The sequence below is a fragment of the Paraburkholderia bryophila genome, from assembly GCF_013409255.1.
Taxonomy (GTDB): Bacteria; Pseudomonadota; Gammaproteobacteria; order Burkholderiales; family Burkholderiaceae; genus Paraburkholderia.
This window is the reverse complement of sequence record NZ_JACCAS010000002.1, coordinates 2,783,214-2,802,521: the sequence shown is the minus strand read 5'-3', so window position 1 is coordinate 2,802,521 and position 19,308 is coordinate 2,783,214. Positions and strand designations below refer to the sequence as shown.

12 protein-coding genes are annotated in these 19,308 nt (G+C 66.1%); 10 read left to right on the top strand and 2 right to left on the bottom strand.

Features of this window, described 5'->3' with window-relative positions; all coding sequences use genetic code 11:
* Positions 1-3: 3 nt before the first annotated feature.
* Genes GGD40_RS33435 through hpaI form a run of 3 tightly spaced genes read left to right on the top strand, consistent with a single transcriptional unit; the run spans position 4 to position 2,060 of the window.
* On the top strand, positions 4-402 hold the full coding sequence (locus GGD40_RS33435; RefSeq protein ID WP_179709726.1) for a 5-carboxymethyl-2-hydroxymuconate Delta-isomerase: 399 nt from the start codon (positions 4-6) through the stop codon (positions 400-402).
* A 36-nt stretch (positions 403-438) separates the two neighbouring features.
* The gene (gene hpaH, locus GGD40_RS33430; protein ID WP_035556232.1) at positions 439-1,242 is read left to right on the top strand and encodes a 2-oxo-hept-4-ene-1,7-dioate hydratase; all 804 of its coding nucleotides are present in this window, start codon (positions 439-441) and stop codon (positions 1,240-1,242) included.
* An 8-nt stretch (positions 1,243-1,250) separates the two neighbouring features.
* Positions 1,251-2,060 (top strand): 4-hydroxy-2-oxoheptanedioate aldolase, encoded by an 810-nt coding sequence (gene hpaI, locus GGD40_RS33425; RefSeq protein ID WP_179746586.1) that lies wholly within the window; start codon positions 1,251-1,253, stop codon positions 2,058-2,060.
* A gap of 98 nt (positions 2,061-2,158) precedes the next feature.
* Here hpaI and GGD40_RS33420 read toward each other — a convergent pair whose 3' ends face one another.
* Together GGD40_RS33420 and GGD40_RS33415 are read right to left on the bottom strand one after the other, a co-directional pair.
* On the bottom strand, positions 2,159-4,486 hold the full coding sequence (locus tag GGD40_RS33420; RefSeq protein ID WP_179746584.1) for a bifunctional diguanylate cyclase/phosphodiesterase: 2,328 nt from the start codon (positions 4,484-4,486) through the stop codon (positions 2,159-2,161).
* Between the two features lie 154 nt (positions 4,487-4,640).
* Positions 4,641-5,804 carry a GGDEF domain-containing protein gene (locus tag GGD40_RS33415; RefSeq protein WP_179746582.1) on the bottom strand — a complete coding sequence of 388 codons (1,164 nt, stop codon included), beginning with the start codon at positions 5,802-5,804 and terminating at the stop codon, positions 4,641-4,643.
* A 465-nt stretch (positions 5,805-6,269) separates the two neighbouring features.
* Between GGD40_RS33415 and bcsD the strand changes: the two genes are divergently transcribed.
* The 7 genes from bcsD (at position 6,270) to GGD40_RS33380 (ending at position 19,276) form a co-directional block, all read left to right on the top strand.
* Positions 6,270-6,725, top strand: a complete 456-nt coding sequence (gene bcsD, locus GGD40_RS33410; RefSeq protein WP_105508554.1) for a cellulose biosynthesis protein BcsD — start codon at positions 6,270-6,272, stop codon at positions 6,723-6,725.
* 221 nt (positions 6,726-6,946) lie between these two features.
* Positions 6,947-7,750: a cellulose biosynthesis protein BcsP gene (gene bcsP, locus GGD40_RS33405; RefSeq protein ID WP_179709734.1), complete on the top strand. Its 804-nt coding sequence runs from the start codon at positions 6,947-6,949 to the stop codon at positions 7,748-7,750.
* A complete protein-coding gene (gene bcsQ / locus GGD40_RS33400) occupies positions 7,747-8,535 on the top strand; it encodes a cellulose biosynthesis protein BcsQ (protein ID WP_179746580.1) in 789 nt (262 codons plus the stop codon). The genes bcsP and bcsQ overlap by 4 nt, the downstream gene beginning before the upstream one ends.
* Positions 8,532-10,736: a UDP-forming cellulose synthase catalytic subunit gene (gene bcsA / locus GGD40_RS33395; protein ID WP_179746578.1), complete on the top strand. Its 2,205-nt coding sequence runs from the start codon at positions 8,532-8,534 to the stop codon at positions 10,734-10,736. Before bcsQ ends, bcsA begins: the two co-directional genes overlap by 4 nt.
* A gap of 3 nt (positions 10,737-10,739) precedes the next feature.
* Positions 10,740-13,325, top strand: a complete 2,586-nt coding sequence (bcsB, locus tag GGD40_RS33390) for a cellulose biosynthesis cyclic di-GMP-binding regulatory protein BcsB (RefSeq protein WP_179746576.1) — start codon at positions 10,740-10,742, stop codon at positions 13,323-13,325.
* Between the two features lie 9 nt (positions 13,326-13,334).
* The gene (bcsZ, locus tag GGD40_RS33385; RefSeq protein WP_179709740.1) at positions 13,335-14,525 is read left to right on the top strand and encodes a cellulose synthase complex periplasmic endoglucanase BcsZ; all 1,191 of its coding nucleotides are present in this window, start codon (positions 13,335-13,337) and stop codon (positions 14,523-14,525) included.
* Positions 14,516-19,276, top strand: coding sequence for a cellulose biosynthesis protein BcsC (locus tag GGD40_RS33380; RefSeq protein ID WP_179746575.1), 4,761 nt, complete (start codon positions 14,516-14,518; stop codon positions 19,274-19,276). Before bcsZ ends, GGD40_RS33380 begins: the two co-directional genes overlap by 10 nt.
* Positions 19,277-19,308 lie beyond the last annotated feature (32 nt).

The window sequence follows — 19,308 nt, the reverse complement described above, 5'->3', positions numbered from 1 at the left end:
AACGTGCCGCATCTCACACTCGAATACAGCGCCAATCTCGCGAACGCCGACAGCATCGGGCAACTGTGCAACGCACTCGCGCAGTGCCTCGACGCCCAGCGCGAAAACGAACAACGGGTCTATCCGCTCGGCGGCATCCGCGTGCGCGCGTTGCGCTGCGAACAGTACTGCATTGCCGACGGCCGCCCCGACGCCGCGTTCCTGCACGCGAATCTGAAGATCGGCGCGGGCCGCTCGGAGGCCGCTAAAAAGGCCACCGGCGAAGCCCTGTTCGCGCTGATCAAACAGCACTTCGCCACGGAATTCGAGCAGCACGGCCTCGCGTTGTCGCTGGAAATCAACGAGTTCAGCGAAGCCGGCACATGGAAGCACAACAATCTGCACGCACGGCTCAAGGCCTAAAAAGGCCGGAAAAACGCGGCTCATCGAGAACCCATCATGCTAGACGAACAGACTATCCGCGACCTCGCGGCAGAACTCGACCACGCCGAGAAAACCCGCACGCAACTGCGCCACTTCTCCGCCCGGTTTCCGACCATGACCGTCCAGGACGGCTACGCGATTCAACGCGAGTGGGTCAAGCTCAAACTCGCCGCCGGCCACGTGATCAAGGGCCGCAAGATCGGCCTGACGTCGCGCGCCATGCAGCGTTCGTCGCAGATCGACGAACCCGATTACGCGCCGTTGCTCGACAGCATGTTTATCGAGGCCGGCCAGGACATTCGCGCGGATCGCTTCATCTCCCCGCGCGTGGAAGTCGAACTGGCGTTCGTGCTGAGCAAGCCGCTGAAAGGCCCCGGCGTGACGCTGTTCGACGTGCTCGACGCCACCGCCTACGTAACCCCCGCGGTGGAGATCATCGACGCGCGCATCGAACAGTTCGACCGTGACACCAAGGCACCGCGCAAGGTCTACGACACGATCTCGGACTTCGCGGCCAATGCGGGCATCGTGCTCGGCGGGCGACCGGTGCGACCGCTGGACGTCGACCTGCGCTGGGTCGGCGCGCTGCTGTACAAGAATGGCGCAGTCGAAGAAAGCGGTCTCGCCGCCGCCGTGCTCAACCATCCCGCGACCGGCGTGGCCTGGCTCGCAAACAAGATCGCTCCCTACGACGAATCGCTGAACGCCAACGACGTGATCCTGAGCGGTTCGTTCACGAGCCCGATCCCGGCGCGCGCGGGCGACACGTTCCATGTCGACTACGGTCCGCTAGGCGGCATCGGTTTGAATTTCATCTGAGGCGGCTTATGTCCCTATCCCTACCGCACAACCCCTTCAAACGCGCGCTGAGCGAAGGCCAACCGCAGTTCGGTCTGTGGGCCGCGCTCGCCGATGGGTACGTCACCGAATTGCTGGCCACGGCCGGTTTCGACTGGCTGCTGATCGACAACGAACATGCACCGAACGACGTGCGCAGCACGCTCGCGCAATTGCAGGCCGTGGCCGCGTACCCGTCGCATCCGGTGGTGCGGCCAGTGCGCAGCGACAGCGCGCTGATCAAGCAGTTGCTCGACATCGGCGCGCAAACCCTGCTGCTGCCCATGATCGATACCGCCGCGCAAGCCGCCGACGCGGTCGCCGCCACGCGTTATCCGCCGCAAGGCATTCGGGGTGTGGGCAGCGCGTTGGCGCGCGCCTCGCGCTGGAATCGGATTCCCGATTATCTGAACGCGGCGGCTAGCGAGTTGTGCGTGCTGGTGCAGGTGGAAACCGTGCAAGGCATGGAGAACCTGCCGGCCATCGCGGCCGTGGATGGCGTCGACGGTGTGTTTTTCGGGCCGGCGGATTTGAGTGCGTCGATGGGCTTGCTGGGCAAACCCGGCGATCCGGGCGTGCGCGCAGCGATCCGTCAAGGCATCGACATCGTGCGGCGTGCGGGCAAGGCGGCAGGTGTGCTGGCGCCGGATCCGGCGCTCGCGGCCGACTATCTCGCGGCGGGCGCGACGTTCGTGGCGGTAGGCACGGACACGGGTTTGCTGAGTCGCGCGGCGGCGGATCTGGCGGCGTCGTATAAAAACACGGCGGGTGCGGCGGCGCCGGTTAAAGGCGGGTATTGAGTTGACCGCTCGGTGACCGGCAATCGGTCACCGTTTGCCTATAAGGCGGGACGGCTCGCTAACGGCTCACTACCAGACGCGCCCCCCCGGCCCCGTCGCTAATCCCCCGCCGGCCACGGCAACCCCAGCGCCGACCAGTCCAGCTCCACGCCAATCACCGAGCGCCCGGCCGCGAACTGCACCGCCAACGTCACCGCGACACACGGCCGGCCACTCGCCAGCGACAGATACGGATTGCTCGCCACCGCCACGCCCGGCAGCAACACCGCGTTGCGGAAATACGGCCGATGATCCCAGCGCGCATCGCGCGGATTCGCGACCGGATGCAGCGACGCGCCCTTGCTGTTGTGCGCCGGCCCCGGTACTTCGGGCCCGACCTGTCGGCCGGAGTCGTCGAGAATGAAGCAACTGATGCAGCGCTCGAAGCGCGACAGCGCAGCAAACGCGTCGTCCATCACGACACCCGCGAGCAGCGAATCGGCGGCGGCGCGCAAACCCACCCGGTAAGGCTCCACTTCGGACTCGAACAACGCATGCTGATGCGCGCGGCCTTGCGCGATCACGTCGAACGCGTCGTCGATACGCCGATGCACCGACTCCGGCGGCGCAATCTCCGCCGCCGGCCGCCCGAGCAGATAGCCTTGCGCGAAATCCACGTTCGACTCCACCGCGAGAATCAGCTCCTCGGTCGTCTCCACGCCTTCGACCACCACCAGCATGCCCGCCTGGTGCAGCAGCGAGACGAGCTTCGGCAGGATCGGCTGTTCGGTGCCGTGGCTGGTCGCGCGAATCAGTTCGCCGTCGAGCTTGACGATGTCCGGACGAATGCGCAGCAAGCGGTCGAGATTCGACTGACCGGCGCCGAAATCGTCGACGGCGATCAGGAAGCCGTGCTCGCGATACAACGCCGCCGCGCGCGACATGTCGTCCACACTGCCGCCATGCGACTCGAGAATTTCGAGGATCACGCGTTCAGGATCGAGCCCGACCGCCCGCACGATCTTCGCGAGCTGATCCGCATACCCCTCGGCGATGAAGGTGGCCGGCAAAATATTGAGGAACAGCCACGCGTCGGCGGGCAGCGACTTGCGCGCATTGCCCAGATGGACCGCATGACTCGCGCGGTCGAGCGCACCTTCGTCGCTGGACGGCTTCGGCGCGAACAGCACCACGGGCGGCACTAGCGTGCCGTCGTCCTGTTCGCCGCGCAGCAACGCCTCGAAGCCGACCTGCTTCTGATGCGACAGGCTGTAGAGCGGCTGGAAGTGCGAGGTCAGGTAATACTCCTCCCAGCGATGCCGGCGCACCTCCCCGTCCGCGGCAAAATCGTCGCCGAGCAGTTGCAGCGCTTCGAGCGGCAGCGCGCGTTCGGCGCACACGCGGTTGCGCCCGGAGTGCTTGGCGCGCAGCAAGGCTTCGTCGGCGCGATCCAGCAGCACCATGATGCTTTCGCCACGCCGGTGCTCGGCCACGCCGAAGCTCGCGGTCAGATGTCCGTCCGGCCGCTCGATCGCGGCGATCGCGCCGCGCAGCCGCTCGGCCAGATGCAACGCGCCGGCCAGCCCGTCGCGCCGCAGCACCGCGAACTCCTCGCCGCCGATCCGGCTCACGCTGTCTTCCGCCGAGGTCTCCTCCATCAGCACCTGAGCGACCTGATACAGCGCATGGTCGCCGACCGCATGACCGAAGCGGTCGTTCAGCGATTTGAAACTGTCGATGTCCAGAAAGATCGCGCTGATGCGCTCGTCGGGCGCGCCGCCGTCGAGCCGGCGCTCGGCCTGCTTGACGAACGCGCGGCGGTTCTGCAGACCGGTCAGCGGATCGGTCGCCGCGAGTTGCGCCAGTTGGCTCTCAAGGAGGAAGTGGTTGCGCCGGAACCGGTAGAACCCGAAGTGAAACACCGCTGAAGTCGGCATGCCGATCGCCGCGATCCACATCCACACGACGACGTTCACGTCATGCGGGCGCGGCTCGCCGGACAGCAGCGCGAGGGCTGCCGCATAGAACAGCACAGTGCCGGTGAAGAAATGCGTGGGCGTGAGCCACAGCGGCGCGGCGCAGATGGGGATCACCGCCAGCGCCGGCAGCACCCACAGCAGCGGCGCCTCGACACCGGCGACGTTCAGCGCCATGCCGGCCACCAGCACCTGCAGGTAGACGATGCCGATCGCGCCGAACAGCCAGATGGTTCGGGCGCGCGGAATCGCCAGCACCAGCAGGGCGAGCACGAGCGCGCACGTGAGCCGGTAGGCGAGCGGCGCGGCCGGACCGCCGACCAGGTTGCGCGCCCCGACGAAGCATAGGAACGCGACCACCGTGAACGCCATCGTCACCGTGGAGAGTGGGCGCTGGTGTTCGAGCGATCGTCGATGGAAGCGATCGCGTAAACCGGAATCGGACAGATGTTGCGTGGAGTTCGAAAGCATATTGATGGGTATCAGGCTCGTTCCGGTCACTCTGCCCATGGTTATCGGCAAACATCTGACAAATATTTAACCTTTCCACGCAAATCGATACGAACGCCTGTTCGCTTACGGCTGCTTCAGGCCGTTGGGTTGCCTCACCCTGTTCCCGCGTCCCTCATGCGGCTTGCGCCGTGGCGGCCATCACGCGATTGCGGCCGGCCGCCTTGGCGGCATACAGCGCGTTGTCGGCACGCGCCATCAACTGCGCGAGCGATTCATCCTGCCGATGCTGGTCCACGCCGACGCTAAAGGTGTAGCGCAAGCCGCCGGGCGGCAACTCGGCCGCCGTCGCCGCGGTCAGCCGGGCCCGCAGCCGGTCCAGCAGACTCACCGCTTCGGCAGCGCCGGTCGCCGGACAGAGTACGCCGAACTCTTCGCCGCCGAGTCGGCCGAGCACATCGCCGTCCCGCAGATGAGCGGCCACGAACGTCGCGAAATGACTCAGCACCTGGTCGCCGGCCGCGTGACCGTGCCGGTCGTTGACGGCCTTGAACGAATCGATGTCGATGATCGCCAGCGCCAGCGGCAAACCGCTTTGCCGCGACGCGTCGAGCAGCACGTCGCCGAGCTTCAGGAACGCGCGGCGCGCCAGCACGCCGGTCAGATCGTCGATGTTGGCCAGACGTTCGAGCCGCTCGGCCAGCCGGTCGTGCGCGAGCATCACCACGCCGATCGACAGACAGGGCGGCGCCAGCACCCCGATCGCGAGAAAAATAATGTTGGACGGCGTGACCTGCATCAGGTTGGTCTGCACCAGCAAGCCGAAGCCGTACATCACGCCGCGCAAGGTATGACCAGCACATAGCAACGCGGCCGCGACCGTGAGGAAGTAATAGCTGTAGCACGGCCGGTTCAAAGGCCGGCCGCGCAACAGGGTCACGGCCAGCACGGCATACAGGATCGCGTGAAACACCGACACCAGCGTGACGCGCGCGTTGAAGTCCGGCACGGCGAAGGTCCAGTAACACAGCCCGGCGAACAGAACGGCCAACCCGGCGTAGGCCACCCAGGGCCGCGCGGGGCGCGCGAGAAAACGCCGGCAGCCCGCCACCACCAGCAACGGCGAGACGGCCAGCAACATGTTCGACGCGACGAAAGTCAGCCAGCGCGGCGCGTGACCTTGCAGCGAGAAGGCGATCAGCGCGACGATCGCGAGCGCGTTTGCGGCGATCCAGCAACCGACGCCGGGAATGGCCGCGCGCCGCAACGAGCCGAGCACGGCCATCGCCATGGCGCTCGACAAAACGGTGACCAGCAGAAGACTGAGTGGATTGAGCATCGCAATGAATGGATCAACGGCAAGAAGCAGGAAAGAATCGGAAACAATGACTGCGTAGACAATTGTGTGCCTATGCCCTGCTCTTATGGCGTAGCGTTGCATTTAACACGAAAAAGAAAAGCTAAAACATCCGCGCGAAATGCCGTTAGACCACGTGATGCGGTCGATCTTACGACGTACGCTCAGGCGAAAGCGCTCTTGCAACGCAATCAGAAAAAATTACGTTGTTGCGCTGCATCCGCCGCAATCGATTGCGCGTATCAAAAGACAAATGGAAAGTGGCTAAAACTTAACGTCTTAAGTAGACTCCTGCGAATTGTGTCTGACAATGTTTGACAAACCAGACAAGCCGGTAAAAGCAACCTGGCCGCGCACAAAACGCGATTCCCGAAACACGTTTTTTTGCACTGGCCGTCATCGCCCGCCTGTTGAACGAGGAGGCGCGACGGCCGCTTCCCGGAAAACATGGTCTCCATTCTCGATTACCTGCTGGAACGCCAGATCTCGCCACAGTGGCGCGGCATGCTGAGCGCCCTGGCGACCGAGTTCGAAGCGCAGATCGGTCGCGATGAACTCCGTCAACTGATGCACCGGGTCGGCAGCCGTTTCGCGGCCGCGCATCCGCTGCCGGCCTGCGGCTCGACCGCCGAGCTCGCGCACACGTTGAATCTGGTCTGGCATGAGATGGATTGGGGCTACGTGGAACTGGCGGACGAACCGGAGTCGTTGCGCATCGTTCACTACTGCTCGCCGCTGCTCGCATTCGGCGGCACCGCGTTGACGTGGACCCCGGCGTTTCTCGAAGGCGTCTATCAGACGTGGTTGAGCGCGTTGGGCGCGCAGGGCTTGTCGGTCGCGCAGACGAGCGGTTACGGTGAGGACACCGCAATCGAGTTTCGGCTTGGGCGCCATCCGGGTTGAACGCGGCTTGCGGACGGGTCGTGAATGGGCGTAGTAGCAGTAGCAATGACAGCGGCGATAGCGGTTGCCTGGCGGTTGCTTTTGCATGAGCAGCATCAGACGGTGGAACAACGCGCCAGACCGGTGCGCGTGCAGTGGCAGCATCCGCTTTCCAGCGCCGGAAGCAGGCAGGTACCTATCGGCGTCGGGGTTACGCAAGTCATGAACAAGACGGTGGCACTATGAGTTCATCCAGCGACATCGAGAAGCTTTTCGATCATTTCGGCGGCGACGCCAATGCGTACCAGGAAATCGGCCGCGAAAACGAGGCGCGCTCGGCGCGCACGCGCTGGCCTTTACTGGTCACGCTGGATCTGAGTCAACCGACGATTCCCGCCATCGGACAGCGCGTGGCGCGGGCTCAGCCGCAGGTGGCCGCAACGCCGCTCGCCGTCGATCCGCACGACGCCACGCCTAAAGATGCCGCCTCGGTGACGCGCGCGAAAGCGCCGTTGTTCACCCGCTCGCATCGGCGGGATATTCCGCCGGTGGCGGTGGCTGCGGCGCCGTCCACGGCACCGCGCGGTGCTTCGCGCTTCGGCGAGCTCGATCTGCCGGAAGCGGTTGCGAAGATCGATGCCGTTACGCCGGCGACGCGGGCTGCTGTGCCGGTGGCTTCGGCTCCGCCCGTGGCGCCGGCTGTTGCACCTGTTGCAAGCGCCCCGGTCGCCGCCGCCCAGTTTCGCGCGCCAGCCACGCAACCGATTCCGCCGGTCCAACCCGCCGCGCAAACCTGGGCACGCCCGGCTGCACCCGCAGCCCCCGCCGCGCCGCCTTCGATCCTCGGCAAACTCTTCACCCCCGAACCCGCCGCCACGCCGCCGCAACCCGCCGCGTCCCAGGCCGCCGCCGTGCCGCTGCACTCGGTCTTCGACCGGCTGCGCGGCACGCCCGCTCAAACGGCCGCCGCTCCGCTCAGCGCCACCGGCGCCGCCGCGCCCGCCCCTTCCAACTCGTGGCTGGTCAACGGCCCTCGTCGCTCATGAAAGTCATCGCGGTGGTGTCCGCCAAAGGCGGGGTCGGTAAAACCACCCTCGCCGCCAATCTCGCTTGCGTGCTGGCCGCCGGCGGCCGGCGCGTGATCGCGATCGACCTCGATCCGCAGAACGCGCTGCGTCTGCACTTCGGCGTGCCGCTCGACAGCATCGACGGTTTGTCGCGCGCCACGCTGACGGGCGACCCGTGGCAATCGGTGTTGTTCGACGGTCTGGACGGCGTGACCGTGCTGCCCTACGGCGCGGTGCTCGAAGACGACCGCCGCCGCTTCGAGGCGCTCGTCGACCAGGACCCGCACTGGCTTGCGCAAGCGTTGCAGAACTTGCGGCTCGATCCGTCGGACGTCGTAATTATCGACACGCCGCCGGGTTCGTCCGCGTATGTCCGCGCCGCGCTCAGCACGGCCACCTTCGCGCTGAACGTGGTGCTCGCCGACGCCGCCTCGTACGCGGCGATTCCGCTGATGGAGCGGTTGATCGATACGTATGCGACGCCGCGCGCCGAGTTCGGCGGCGAAGGCTACGTGGTCAACCAGATCGACCAGTCGCGCCAGCTCACCAAAGACGTGCTCAAGGTGCTGCGCCAGATGCTCGGCGCGAAGCTATTCCCCGGCGTGATCCATCTGGACGAAGGCGTGAGCGAGGCGCTCGCCTGCGACACCACGCTGATTCATTACGATCCACTCAGCCAGGCCGCCGCCGATTTCCGCGCGTGCGGCGCCTGGCTGATGACGACGGTCGACGCGATCGCCGTCTCGCCGAGGAGCGTCGCATGAGCACGGCACAGTCGCAGGATATCGAGGCCGCGGAACCCTCGCGGCTGGAACGCTTCGTCGACGCGCGCTTCTGGAACAGCCGCATCATCACCGGCCTGGTGACGCTGTTCGCGCTGACCATGCTGTACTTCGTGTTCACGGTGCCACTCGCGTTCTACGAGCAACTGACGTTCGCGACCTGCTGCTTCGTGACCGCGCTGCTGTTCCGCCGCCTGCCCGGCCGTTACGCGACCATGGTGATGATCATGCTGTCGGTGGTCACGTCGGGCCGCTATATGTACTGGCGGCTGACCGCCACCACTTACTGGGAACATCCGCTCGACGCCGCCTGGGGTCTGCTGCTGGTCTCCGCCGAAGTCTATTCGACCGTCGTGCTGCTGCTCGGCTACTTCCAGACCGCATGGCCGCTCAAACGCAAGCCGATGCCGCTGCCCGCCTCGCGCGACCTGTGGCCGACCGTCGACATTTTCATTCCGACCTATAACGAGCCGCTCTCGGTGGTGAAGCCGACCATCTACGCCGCGCTCGCACTCGACTACCCCGCCGAAAAAATTTCGATCCACGTGCTCGACGACGGCCGCCGTCCCGAGTTCAAGGCGTTCTGCGAAGACGTCGGCGTCAACTGGACGATCCGCACGCATAACCGCCACGCGAAAGCCGGCAACATCAACGAAGCGCTGAAGATCACCAGCGGCGAATACCTCGCGATCTTCGACTGCGATCACATTCCGACCCGCTCGTTTTTGCAGATCGGCCTGGGCTGGTTCCTGCGCGACAAGCTGCTGTCCATGCTGCAGACGCCGCACCATTTCTTCTCGGCCGACCCGTTCGAGCGCAACCTCGGCACCTTCCGCAAGGTGCCCAACGAAGGCGAGCTGTTCTACGGCCTCGTGCAGGACGGCAACGACCTGTGGAACGCGACCTTCTTCTGCGGTTCGTGCGCGCTGCTGCGCCGGACCATGGTCGAAGAGATCGGCGGCATCGCGGTCGAAACCGTCACCGAAGACGCGCACACCGCGCTGAAGTTGCACCGCCTCGGCTACACCACCGCGTATCTGGCGATTGCGCAAGCGGCGGGTCTCGCCACCGAATCGCTGTCGGGCCACATCGGCCAGCGGATTCGCTGGGCGCGCGGCATGACGCAGATTTTCCGGATCGACAATCCGCTCACCGGCAAGGGTCTGAAAATCGGTCAGCGGCTGTGCTATCTGAACGCGATGATGCACTTCTTCTACGGCATTCCGCGTCTGGTGTTCCTGACCGCGCCGCTGTCGTATCTGTTCTTCGGCGCGCACGTGATCGAAGCCGCCGCCAGCACAATCGCGATCTACGCGCTGCCGCACATGATGCACGCGAGCATCACCAATTCGCGGATGCAGCGCTCGTTCCGCCATTCGTTCTGGGCCGAGGTGTACGAGTCGGTACTGGCCTCGTACATCACCGCGCCGACGCTGCTCGCGCTGATCAATCCGAAGCTCGGCAAGTTCAACGTGACGGCCAAGGGCGGCCAGATCGAGAAGAACTACTTCGACTGGGCGATCTCGCGGCCGTATCTGTTCCTGCTGTTGCTGAACCTGATCGGCTTCTGCGTGGGCATCGTCCATATCTATTTCAACTGGCATCTGCGCAGCGTGGTGCAGACCACCGTGCTGAACCTCGCGTGGACCACCTACAACATGCTGATTCTCGGCGCGAGCGTGGCCGCCGCGAGCGAGCGCCGGCAGATTCGCGCGGTGCACCGCGTGGCAATGCAAATGCCTGTGATGCTGAAGTTCTCGACCGGCCGCACGCTTGCCTGCGAAACCATCGACTACTCGGAAGGCGGCGTGGGTGTCGCGCTGCCCGCGGCGATCCAGGTGCCGATGCACGAACGCGTGACCGTGTCGCTGTTTCGCGGCGACGAGGAATACGCATTCCCCGCGACGGTCGGTTTCACCGCGCCGGGCCGCGTCGGCCTGCGCTTCTCGCAGCTCACGCGCGAGCAGGAATACGAGTTCGTCAAAACCACCTTCGCCCGTGCGGATGCATGGACCGGTTGGGCCGAAGGGCGTCAGCAGGACACGCCGCTGCGCGGCCTGTCGCATGTGCTGACGGTCGGTGCGCGCGGCATCGTGGGTCTGTTCGAACATCTTTACGCCGACCTTCGCAGCTCGATGAAAAGCCGTCCAGTGGACGTCAAGAAGCTAAAGACCAAAGACTGATCTATGCGCAACCGGATGGCGAAGGCACACAACGAACGCTCGCGCGACGAGCGCGGTGGGATGGAACCGGCAGCGCGCTGCTTCGCAGGTCCCGGCTCGCAACGGCTGATGCGCGGGCTCGCCTGCTGGCTCGCGTTGCAGACCGCATTGGCGGGGCCGCTCGTGTCGATCGCGCAGGCGGCTGAAGCGGTCGCGGCGGCAACGGGCTCCACCCAGGCGGGTTCCACTCAAACGCGCGCGACGGCGGGTACTCAAGGTACACCCGGTACACCCACCGCCCTCGTCGCCACCGGCGTGGGCAGCGTGCCCGCGCCGGGCCCCGCCGTGCCGTACGACCCGAACACGCTCGCGCAAGCCGCGTTGGCGACGCCGACGCCCGCGCTCGCCGCGTCGTCGGTGAAAGCGTTGGGCATCAAGACGCCGACCACCGCCGAACCGGGCACGCTGGTGCCGGGCGGCCGGCGTCAGACGCTGACCTTCGCCGATCTCGGCGCGCTCGATCCGCTGCAACTGCGCGGCACCGACGGTCAGAACGGCGTCGCGTTCTCGGTGCGTGGCGACGAAGTGGTGACCGGCGCGGTGCTGCATCTGGTCTATAGCTACTCGCCCGCGCTGCTGCCGAATCTCTCGCAACTGAAAGTGCTGGTGAACGGCGAAGTCGCCGCGACCCTGCCGGTGCCGCACGAACAGTCCGGCATGCTGGTGGCGCGCGACGTGTCGATCGATCCGCGCTTCATCACCGAGTTCAATCACCTGAACGTGCAGTTGATCGGCCATTACACGACAAGTTGCGAGGACCCGGCGAACTCGTCGCTGTGGGCGACCGTCAGCAATGCGAGCTCGCTCGATCTGACCTACGCGTCGCTTGCCAGCAAGCCGGATCTGGCGGCGCTGCCGCAGCCGTTCTTCGACCGCCGCGACGTGCGCCGGCTCGAACTGCCGTTCGTGTTTCCGCAAAAACCGGGCGCCGCGACGCTCGAAGCAGGTGGCATCGTCGCCTCGTGGTTCGGCGCGCTGGCCGGTTATCGCGGCGCGGTGTTTCCGGCGCAACTGGACAACGCGCCGCTGTCGGGCAACGCGGTGGTGTTCGCCACCTCCGACCAGCGCCCGGCCGGCATCCCGATTCCGGCGATCTCCGGTCCGACCATCGCGGTGGTGGATCGCGAAGCGCCGGCACGCGGCAAGCTGCTGCTCGTGCTCGGGCGCACCGAAGCCGAACTGAAGACCGCCGCCAAGGCGCTCGGCATCGGCCAGAACACGCTGACAGGTGCGAGCGCAACCATCACGCAGTTGAACGAACTCGGACCGCGCGCGCCGTACGACGCGCCGAACTGGCTGCCGACTCACCGTCCGGTACGCTTCGGCGAACTCGCCGACGCGCGCGATCTGACCGTGTCCGGCTACGACGCCGACGCGGTGCGCGTGAATCTGCGCGTGCCGCCCGATCTGTTCATGTGGCACACCAAGGGCGCGCCGATCGATCTGCGCTACCGCTATACGGTGCGCCCGCACGTCGACCGGTCGTCGTTGAACGTGAGCGTGAACAACGGCTTCGTGCAGGCCCTGCCGATTCCGGCCGAGTCCGCTTCCGTGTTCGAGCTGAGTCATTACTTCGCGAGCGTGTTGCCGGACAAGACCGCCGAGGCGCGCCGCACCGTCTACATTCCGCCACTGCTGCTGACGCCGCGCGCGCAGGTGCGCCTGCACTTCTACTACGACATTCCCGATACCGGCGAATGCCACGGCCGTCTGCTCGACAACGTGGTCGGCGCGATCGATCCGAATTCGACGATCGACCTGTCGTCGTTCCCGCATTACATGGCGCTGCCCGATCTGGCCGCGTTCGCCAACAGCGGCTTCCCGTTCACGCGCATGGCGGACCTCTCCGAGACCGCCGCGATCCTGCCGAACGAGGCCGATTCGAGCGACTACAGCCTGTATCTGCTGACCATGGGCCGGATGGGCGCGTCGACCGGTTATCCGGTGAACGGCGTGAGCGTCGGCACCGCGGACGACGTCGACAAGTACGCCAATAAAGACCTGCTGATTTTCGGCGCGCCGGGCAAGCAGCCGTTGCTGCAACGCTGGGCCAAGTCGATGCCGTTCTCCAGCGACGGCGATTCGCGCACCTTCCAGCTCTCCGACATCGTCTTCAAACTCGAGGACTGGTGGCACGGCGAGCGCGGTGTCGAACGCACGCCGGCGCGCGCCGACCTGACGCTGGTGAGTTCGAACGGCGACGCACTGCTGACCGGTTTCGAGTCGCCGTTGCAGAAGAACCGCAGCGCGGTCGCACTGGTGAGCGCGGCCGGCCAGTCGGACGCGGATCTCTCGGCGGCGCTGCTCGATGCCGACGTGCTGCCGGAAATTCAAGGCGCGATGGCCGTGATTCACGGCCGCAACGTGACCATCACGTCGAACGGCGAAGCGTATTACATCGGCCATCTGTCGCCGCAGGAGTATCTGCGCTGGGCGCTGTCGTCGCATCCGCTGCTGTTGATGCTGGGCGGCGTGCTCGCCGCGCTGATCATCGCGGGCCTGTTCTACCGGACGCTGCGCTCGGTCGCCGCGCGCCGCCTGAAGGACTGAGGACTGTTTATGCAGGTTCGAATCAACCGGAAGGCATGCCTCGCATTGACGCTCGGCCTCGCCGCGTCGGCGAGTTTTGCCAATCTCGTGAAAGTGGCGCAGGTCAATCCCGCGTCCGCGGCGTCCGGCGCCTGTGGTGAGTGGACCGGCTACCGGCGCTTCGTCGAACGTTTCGTGCAGGCCGACGGCCGCGTGATCGACTACTCGACGCCGACCCAGCAGACCACCTCCGAAGGTCAATCGTATGGTCTGTTCTTCGCGCTGGTCGCGAACGACCGCGCGACCTTCGACCGTTTGCTCGCGTGGACCCGCACCAACCTCGCGGACAATCAGTTCGACGCGCAAAACATGCGGCTGCCGTCGTGGCAATGGGGCAGAAAACCGGACGGCTCGTTCGGCGTGCTCGATCCGAATTCCGCCTCCGACTCCGATCTGTGGATTGCCTACGACCTGCTGCAAGCCGGCCGTCTGTGGAAAGACCCCACCTACACGCAACTCGGCCAGGCGCTGGCCACGCAGATCGCGCGTCAGGAAATGACCAGCTTACCGGGCGTCGGCCCGATGCTGCTGCCGGGACCGCAAGGCTTCAAGGTGGGCGGCGTGACGCGTCTGAATCCGAGCTATCTGCCCTTGCCGGTGTTGCGCGCACTCGCCCATGAACAACCGAACGGTCCGTGGGCCAAGCTCGCCGAGAGCGCCTACAAGCTGATCAAGACCACCGCGCCGCAAGGCTTTTCGCCCGACTGGGCCGCGTGGCAGAACGGCCAGTTCGTGGTGGATCCGAAAAACGGCGACACCGGCAGCTACGACGCGATCCGCGTCTATCTGTGGGCCGGTCTGACCTCGTCCGCCGATCCGCTCGCCAAACCCTGGCTCGCGGCGCTCGGCGGCATGCGCACGAAGGTCGCACAAACCGGCATTCCGCCGGAGAAAGTCTCGTCGACCAGCGGCACGGCCAGCGGCGAAGGTCCGCTCAGTTACTGGGGCGCGCTCGCGCCGTATTTCAAGGCGCTCGGCGACGAGCGCGGCCTCGGCCTCGCGCGCACTCATCTCGCCGCGCTCGACGCCAATGTGCCCGGCCGCGAGCCGGTTTACTACGATCGTGTGCTGGGTTTGTTCGGCACGGGGTTTATCGACGGCCGCTATCGCTTCGACGAAGCCGGCCGTCTCGTGCCTGGCTGGAGAAATACATGCGATTGAGCGCCCTCGCGTTGTCATTGCGCTTCGCGCTGAGCGTCACGGCGGTCTGCTACGTGGCGACCGCCTCGCCCGACGTGCTGGCGCAGGCGTCGAAAGATCCGCTGAACGTGCTGATCGATCAGGGCAAGTACTGGCAGTCGCATCAGCGCGGCGACCTCGCCGAGCAGGCCTGGCTGAAGGTGCTGCGGCTCGATCCGAAGCAGCCCGACGCGCTCTTCGGCATGGGCATGGTGCTCGCCGACCGCAAGGACGGCGCCGGCGCCCAGCAATATCTGGCGCGTTTGAAAGCAGTCGCGCCGAACTATCCGAATATGGATGAACTCGGCCGGCGTCTGGGCGAATCGAGCGTGCGCGATCAGACCGTGAACGACGCGCGGCGGCTCGCGCAAAGCGGCCAGAGCGCGAGCGCGGTGGAGCAATACCAGCGCGCGCTGAACGGCAAACCGGCCACGCCGGAATTGCAGCTCGAGTATTACCAGGCGCTGTCGGCCACGCCGCAAGGCTGGGACCAGGCGCGCCGGGGCCTCGAACAGCTCGCGCGCGACAACCCCGACGACCCGCGCTACGCCCTCGCCTACGCGCAGCATCTGACCTATCGCGACGTCACGCGGCGCGACGGTATCGCGCGTCTGCAAAAACTCGCGGCCGATAACACCGTCGGCGCGTCGGCGAAAAAGAGCTGGCGTCAGGCGCTGTTGTGGCTCGACGCGCGGCCCTCCGATTCCGCGTTGTACCAGTCGTATCTGCAAAGCGCCGGCGACGACGCCGCGGTCAAGGCGCGCTTCGATTCGATGGTGCAGCAGGACAAGGCGGCGCGCGATCGATCGCAGGAAAGCGCCTCGACGGATACACGCGGCCGCACCATCGCCGACGGTTTCACCGCGCTCGATAAAGACGATGTCGCGACCGCGCGCTCGAAGTTTTCCTCGGTGCTGGCCAACAGCCCGAACGACACCGACGCGCTCGGCGGCATGGGGATCGCCGCGCTGAAGCAGGAGCGCTTCGCCGAGGCGCGCAATTATCTGGAACGCGCGTCGCGCAGCGGCAATCCGGCGCGCTGGAAAACCGCGCTCGACAGCGCGACCTACTGGACCTACACCAGCGACGCAATCGGCGCGCGCAGCAACGGCGAATTCGCGAAGGCGAAGTCGCTGTTCGAACGCGCGATCGCGCTGAATCCGTCCGACGTCACTGCGCAGGTGTTGCTCGGCGAAATGCTGCTCGCCAATAACGACCCGGTCGGCGCGGAACAGGCGTACCGGATGGCACTGCGCCGCCAGGCCGACAATCCCGACGCGGTGCGCGGGCTGGTCGGCGCGCTCGCCGCGCAAGGCCGTGGCGACGAGGCGCTGCAGTTCGCCAATCAGTTGAACGCCGAACAGCAAACCAAGGCCGGCGGCATCAACCGTCTGCGCGGCGAAGCGCAAGCCGCTCAGGCGCGCGCCGCCGAAGCGCGCGGCGATCTCGGCAGCGCGCGCAGCCTGTTCGAAGACGCGCTGCTGAATACGCCCGACGACCCATGGCTGCGCCTCGACCTCGCGCGCATTTACGTGCGGCAGGGGGCGGTCGCCAACGCCCGCAGCATGATGGACGGCCTGCTGGCCGCGCACCCTGACATGACCGACGCGCTCTATGCGAGCGCGTTGCTGTCGGCGGAAACGCAGGACTGGTCGGCGGGGCTCGCGCAACTGGAGCGGATTCCGGCCGCGCAGCGCACCGACGCGATGACGACCTTGCAGCACCGCCTGTGGGTGCATCAACAGGCCGATCTCGCCACGCGGATGGCGCGCAACGGTCAGAACCAGCAGGCACTCGCCACGCTGCATGCGGCCGAACCGGTCGCGGGCAACAACCCCGAACTGATCGGCGTGATCGCCGCCGGTTATCAGCAGGCGGGCGACCCGAATCGCGCGTTGGGCCTCGTGCGCAGCGCGATGAACGCGGCGCCCGGCAACACCGATCTGCTGCTGCAATACGCGGGCATTCTGTCGGCCACGCAGCAGGAAAGCGAACTCGGCATGGTGATGCGCCGGCTCGCCGCAATGCAATTGACGCCGCAGCAACGCACGGACTTCGGCAATCTGAATCTGGGCATCGTCATCAAGCAATGCGACGCGGTGCGGCAGCGCGGCGATCTGGCTAGCGCCTACGACGTGATCGCGCCGTGGCTCGCGGCCATGCCGGACAACCCCGATCTGCAGGCCGCGCTCGGCCGTCTTTATTCGAGCGCGGGCGACGATCGCAACGCGCTCGCCAGCTATCGGGTCGCGCTGCAACGCAAGCCCGACGACCTGAACCTGTTGCAAGCCACGATTCCCGCCGCGGTCGGCGCGAAGCAGTTCAGCTACGCCGAATCGCTCGCGAATCAGGCATTGCGCGCCGCGCCCGGCGATCCGGGGGTGCTGGCCACCGTCGGCCGCATGTATCGCGCGGAAGGCAAGCTGTCGCTCGCATCGACGTATCTGCAGCGCTCGCTGGTCGCCGCCAATACGCCGCTAATGGCGAACGCGCCGCGCACTCCGGCGAGCAACGTGCCGCGCGGCTGGGAAGTGGCCATGCGCCAGATCGGCGCGACGCCACTGCCCGGCACCAATCCGTTCGAAGGCAAAACCGCCACCGTCACACCGTCGGACGCCGACAACGCCGCGCTGGGCGGCGGCAATTACACCGCCGCGCGCGCCGCGCTTCCGTACTCGCAGTCCTCCTTGCCGACACAGACCGTGCCGAACTATCCGCCGCCCACGCAGCCCGCACCGTATGTCGCGCCTTATACGGCGCCCGCGCAGCCTTATGCGCCGAACGGCGCGCCCGCTGCCTTGCCGTACAACACGCCTCGCCCCGCCGTGAATTCCGGTGGCTATGGGCAAGAAACTTATGGGTCGAGCCAGTCGGGCGCGCCGTTGCAGCCCTATCCGGGGCAAGGGCAACAGCCGATGCAGGCTCAGGCGCCGATGCAGGCGCCGCAGCAGTCGTATAACGCGGGCTATGCGCAGCAGGCGCAGCAGCCCTATCCGCAGCAAGCGCAATACGGTGCGCCGGAGGGTTACGCCGCGACGCCGTGGCCCATGTCGCCGGCCGCGCGCGAAGCGCAAGCCAACGCCGGTTCGATGCAAGCGCAACCGTATGCGCCTTATGGCGCGAATGCGAAACGGCCGACCGCTAAAAAGCAGACCGCGTCGAAGAGCAAGCGCAGCGCGCCGACCTACGCGCAAGCGCCCTATGGGCAACAGCAAGGCTATCCGCAGCAACCGGGCTATTACGGCCAGCAACCGTATCCGCAGCAACAACAGGGTTACGCGCAGCAGCCTTATCAACCGTATCCGCCGCAGCAGCAAGGGTATGGCCAGCAGCCGTATCAACCGGTGCCGCCGCAGGCCTATCCGAATCAGGGCTACTACGCGCAACAGCAGCAGCCGTACATTCCGCAGCCGCCGACCGGTTACGCGCAGGCGTATTACCCGCAGCAGCCCGGCGCAAATGGCAACGGCGCAAACTACGCGCCGTCCAACATCGCCAACACGCAAACGCTCGGCATCGCGGAAGAACTGGCGCAGGTCAATCGCGAACAATCGAGCAGCGTGACGGGCGGGATCATGTTCCGCAACCGCACCGGCGAGGACGGCCTGTCCACCCTCACCGATATCGAAGCGCCGGTCCAGGGGCGCATCAAGGCGGGCAACGGCCACATCGTCATCACGGCCACGCCGGTGACGCTCGACGCAGGCAGCGCCGCGGGCACCACGTCGACGCTGGCGCGCTTCGGCGCCGGTCTGTCCAACCCGCAGTCCGCGATCTCGGCGGTGGCCGGCAACAACACGTACGGCAGCCAGACCGCGAACGGCGTGGGCCTGTCGCTCGGTTACGAAGGCCGCAGCATCAGCGCCGATATCGGCGTGACGCCGCTCGGCTTCCCCCAGAAAAACATCGTGGGCGGGGCGCAGTACAACGGCGCGATCACCGACAAGGTGACGTACTCGCTCGCCATCGCGCGGCGCGCGGTGACCGACAGCCTGCTCTCCTATGCCGGCGCGCGCGATTCGGGCTCGGGCCTCGAATGGGGCGGCGTCACGTCCAATGGCGGCCTCGGCAGCCTCGCGTGGGACGACGGCACGAGCGGCCTGTACGTGAACGCGTCGTACCAGCACTACATGGGCTACCACGTCGCGAGCAACAACGCGTACAAGGGCGGCGGCGGTGTTTATACGCGTCTGCTGAAAGACGCCGACCAGACGCTTACCGTCGGCGTGAACACCACGCTGATGACGTATAACAACAACCTGTCGTACTTCACGTATGGCCAGGGCGGCTATTTCAGCCCGCAGCAGTACATGATCCTGAATCTTCCGATCGAGTGGATGGGCCGCAACGGCGCATTCACGTACGACGTGAAAGGCTCGATCGGCGTGCAGCATTACCGGCAGGATGCGTCGAACTACTTCCCGCTCAACGACAGCTCCGATCGTCAAAGCAACGCGGCGGCACGGGCCAATTCCCTCGGCGGCGGGCTCGACAGCAACGCGGTTTATCCTGGCCAGAGCAAGACCGGCGTGTCGTATTCGCTTAGCGCTGTCGGCGAATATCAACTCGCGCCGCAACTGGCGTTCGGCGCCACGGCCTCGCTCGGCAATGCGTATGAATACCGCGAATGGCTCGCGTCGGTTTATGTGCGCTACAGCTTCAGCAAGCAGACCGGCTTGCAACCGTTCCCGCCGACGCCGCTCAGTTCGCCGTACGTGTCGCTGTCGAACTGATGTAGGAGTTTGCGGGTTTTGCGGGTTGCGGC

Coding starts and splice junctions, on each gene's coding strand:
- bcsB (WP_179746576.1), top strand. CDS start 10,740: ATGCGCAACCGGATGGCGAAGGCACACAACGAACGCTCGCGCGACGAG.
- GGD40_RS33380 (WP_179746575.1), top strand. CDS start 14,516: ATGCGATTGAGCGCCCTCGCGTTGTCATTGCGCTTCGCGCTGAGCGTC.
- hpaI (WP_179746586.1), top strand. CDS start 1,251: ATGTCCCTATCCCTACCGCACAACCCCTTCAAACGCGCGCTGAGCGAA.
- bcsD (WP_105508554.1), top strand. CDS start 6,270: ATGGTCTCCATTCTCGATTACCTGCTGGAACGCCAGATCTCGCCACAG.
- bcsP (WP_179709734.1), top strand. CDS start 6,947: ATGAGTTCATCCAGCGACATCGAGAAGCTTTTCGATCATTTCGGCGGC.
- hpaH (WP_035556232.1), top strand. CDS start 439: ATGCTAGACGAACAGACTATCCGCGACCTCGCGGCAGAACTCGACCAC.
- GGD40_RS33420 (WP_179746584.1), bottom strand. CDS start 4,486: ATGCTTTCGAACTCCACGCAACATCTGTCCGATTCCGGTTTACGCGAT.
- bcsZ (WP_179709740.1), top strand. CDS start 13,335: ATGCAGGTTCGAATCAACCGGAAGGCATGCCTCGCATTGACGCTCGGC.
- bcsA (WP_179746578.1), top strand. CDS start 8,532: ATGAGCACGGCACAGTCGCAGGATATCGAGGCCGCGGAACCCTCGCGG.
- GGD40_RS33415 (WP_179746582.1), bottom strand. CDS start 5,804: ATGCTCAATCCACTCAGTCTTCTGCTGGTCACCGTTTTGTCGAGCGCC.
- bcsQ (WP_179746580.1), top strand. CDS start 7,747: ATGAAAGTCATCGCGGTGGTGTCCGCCAAAGGCGGGGTCGGTAAAACC.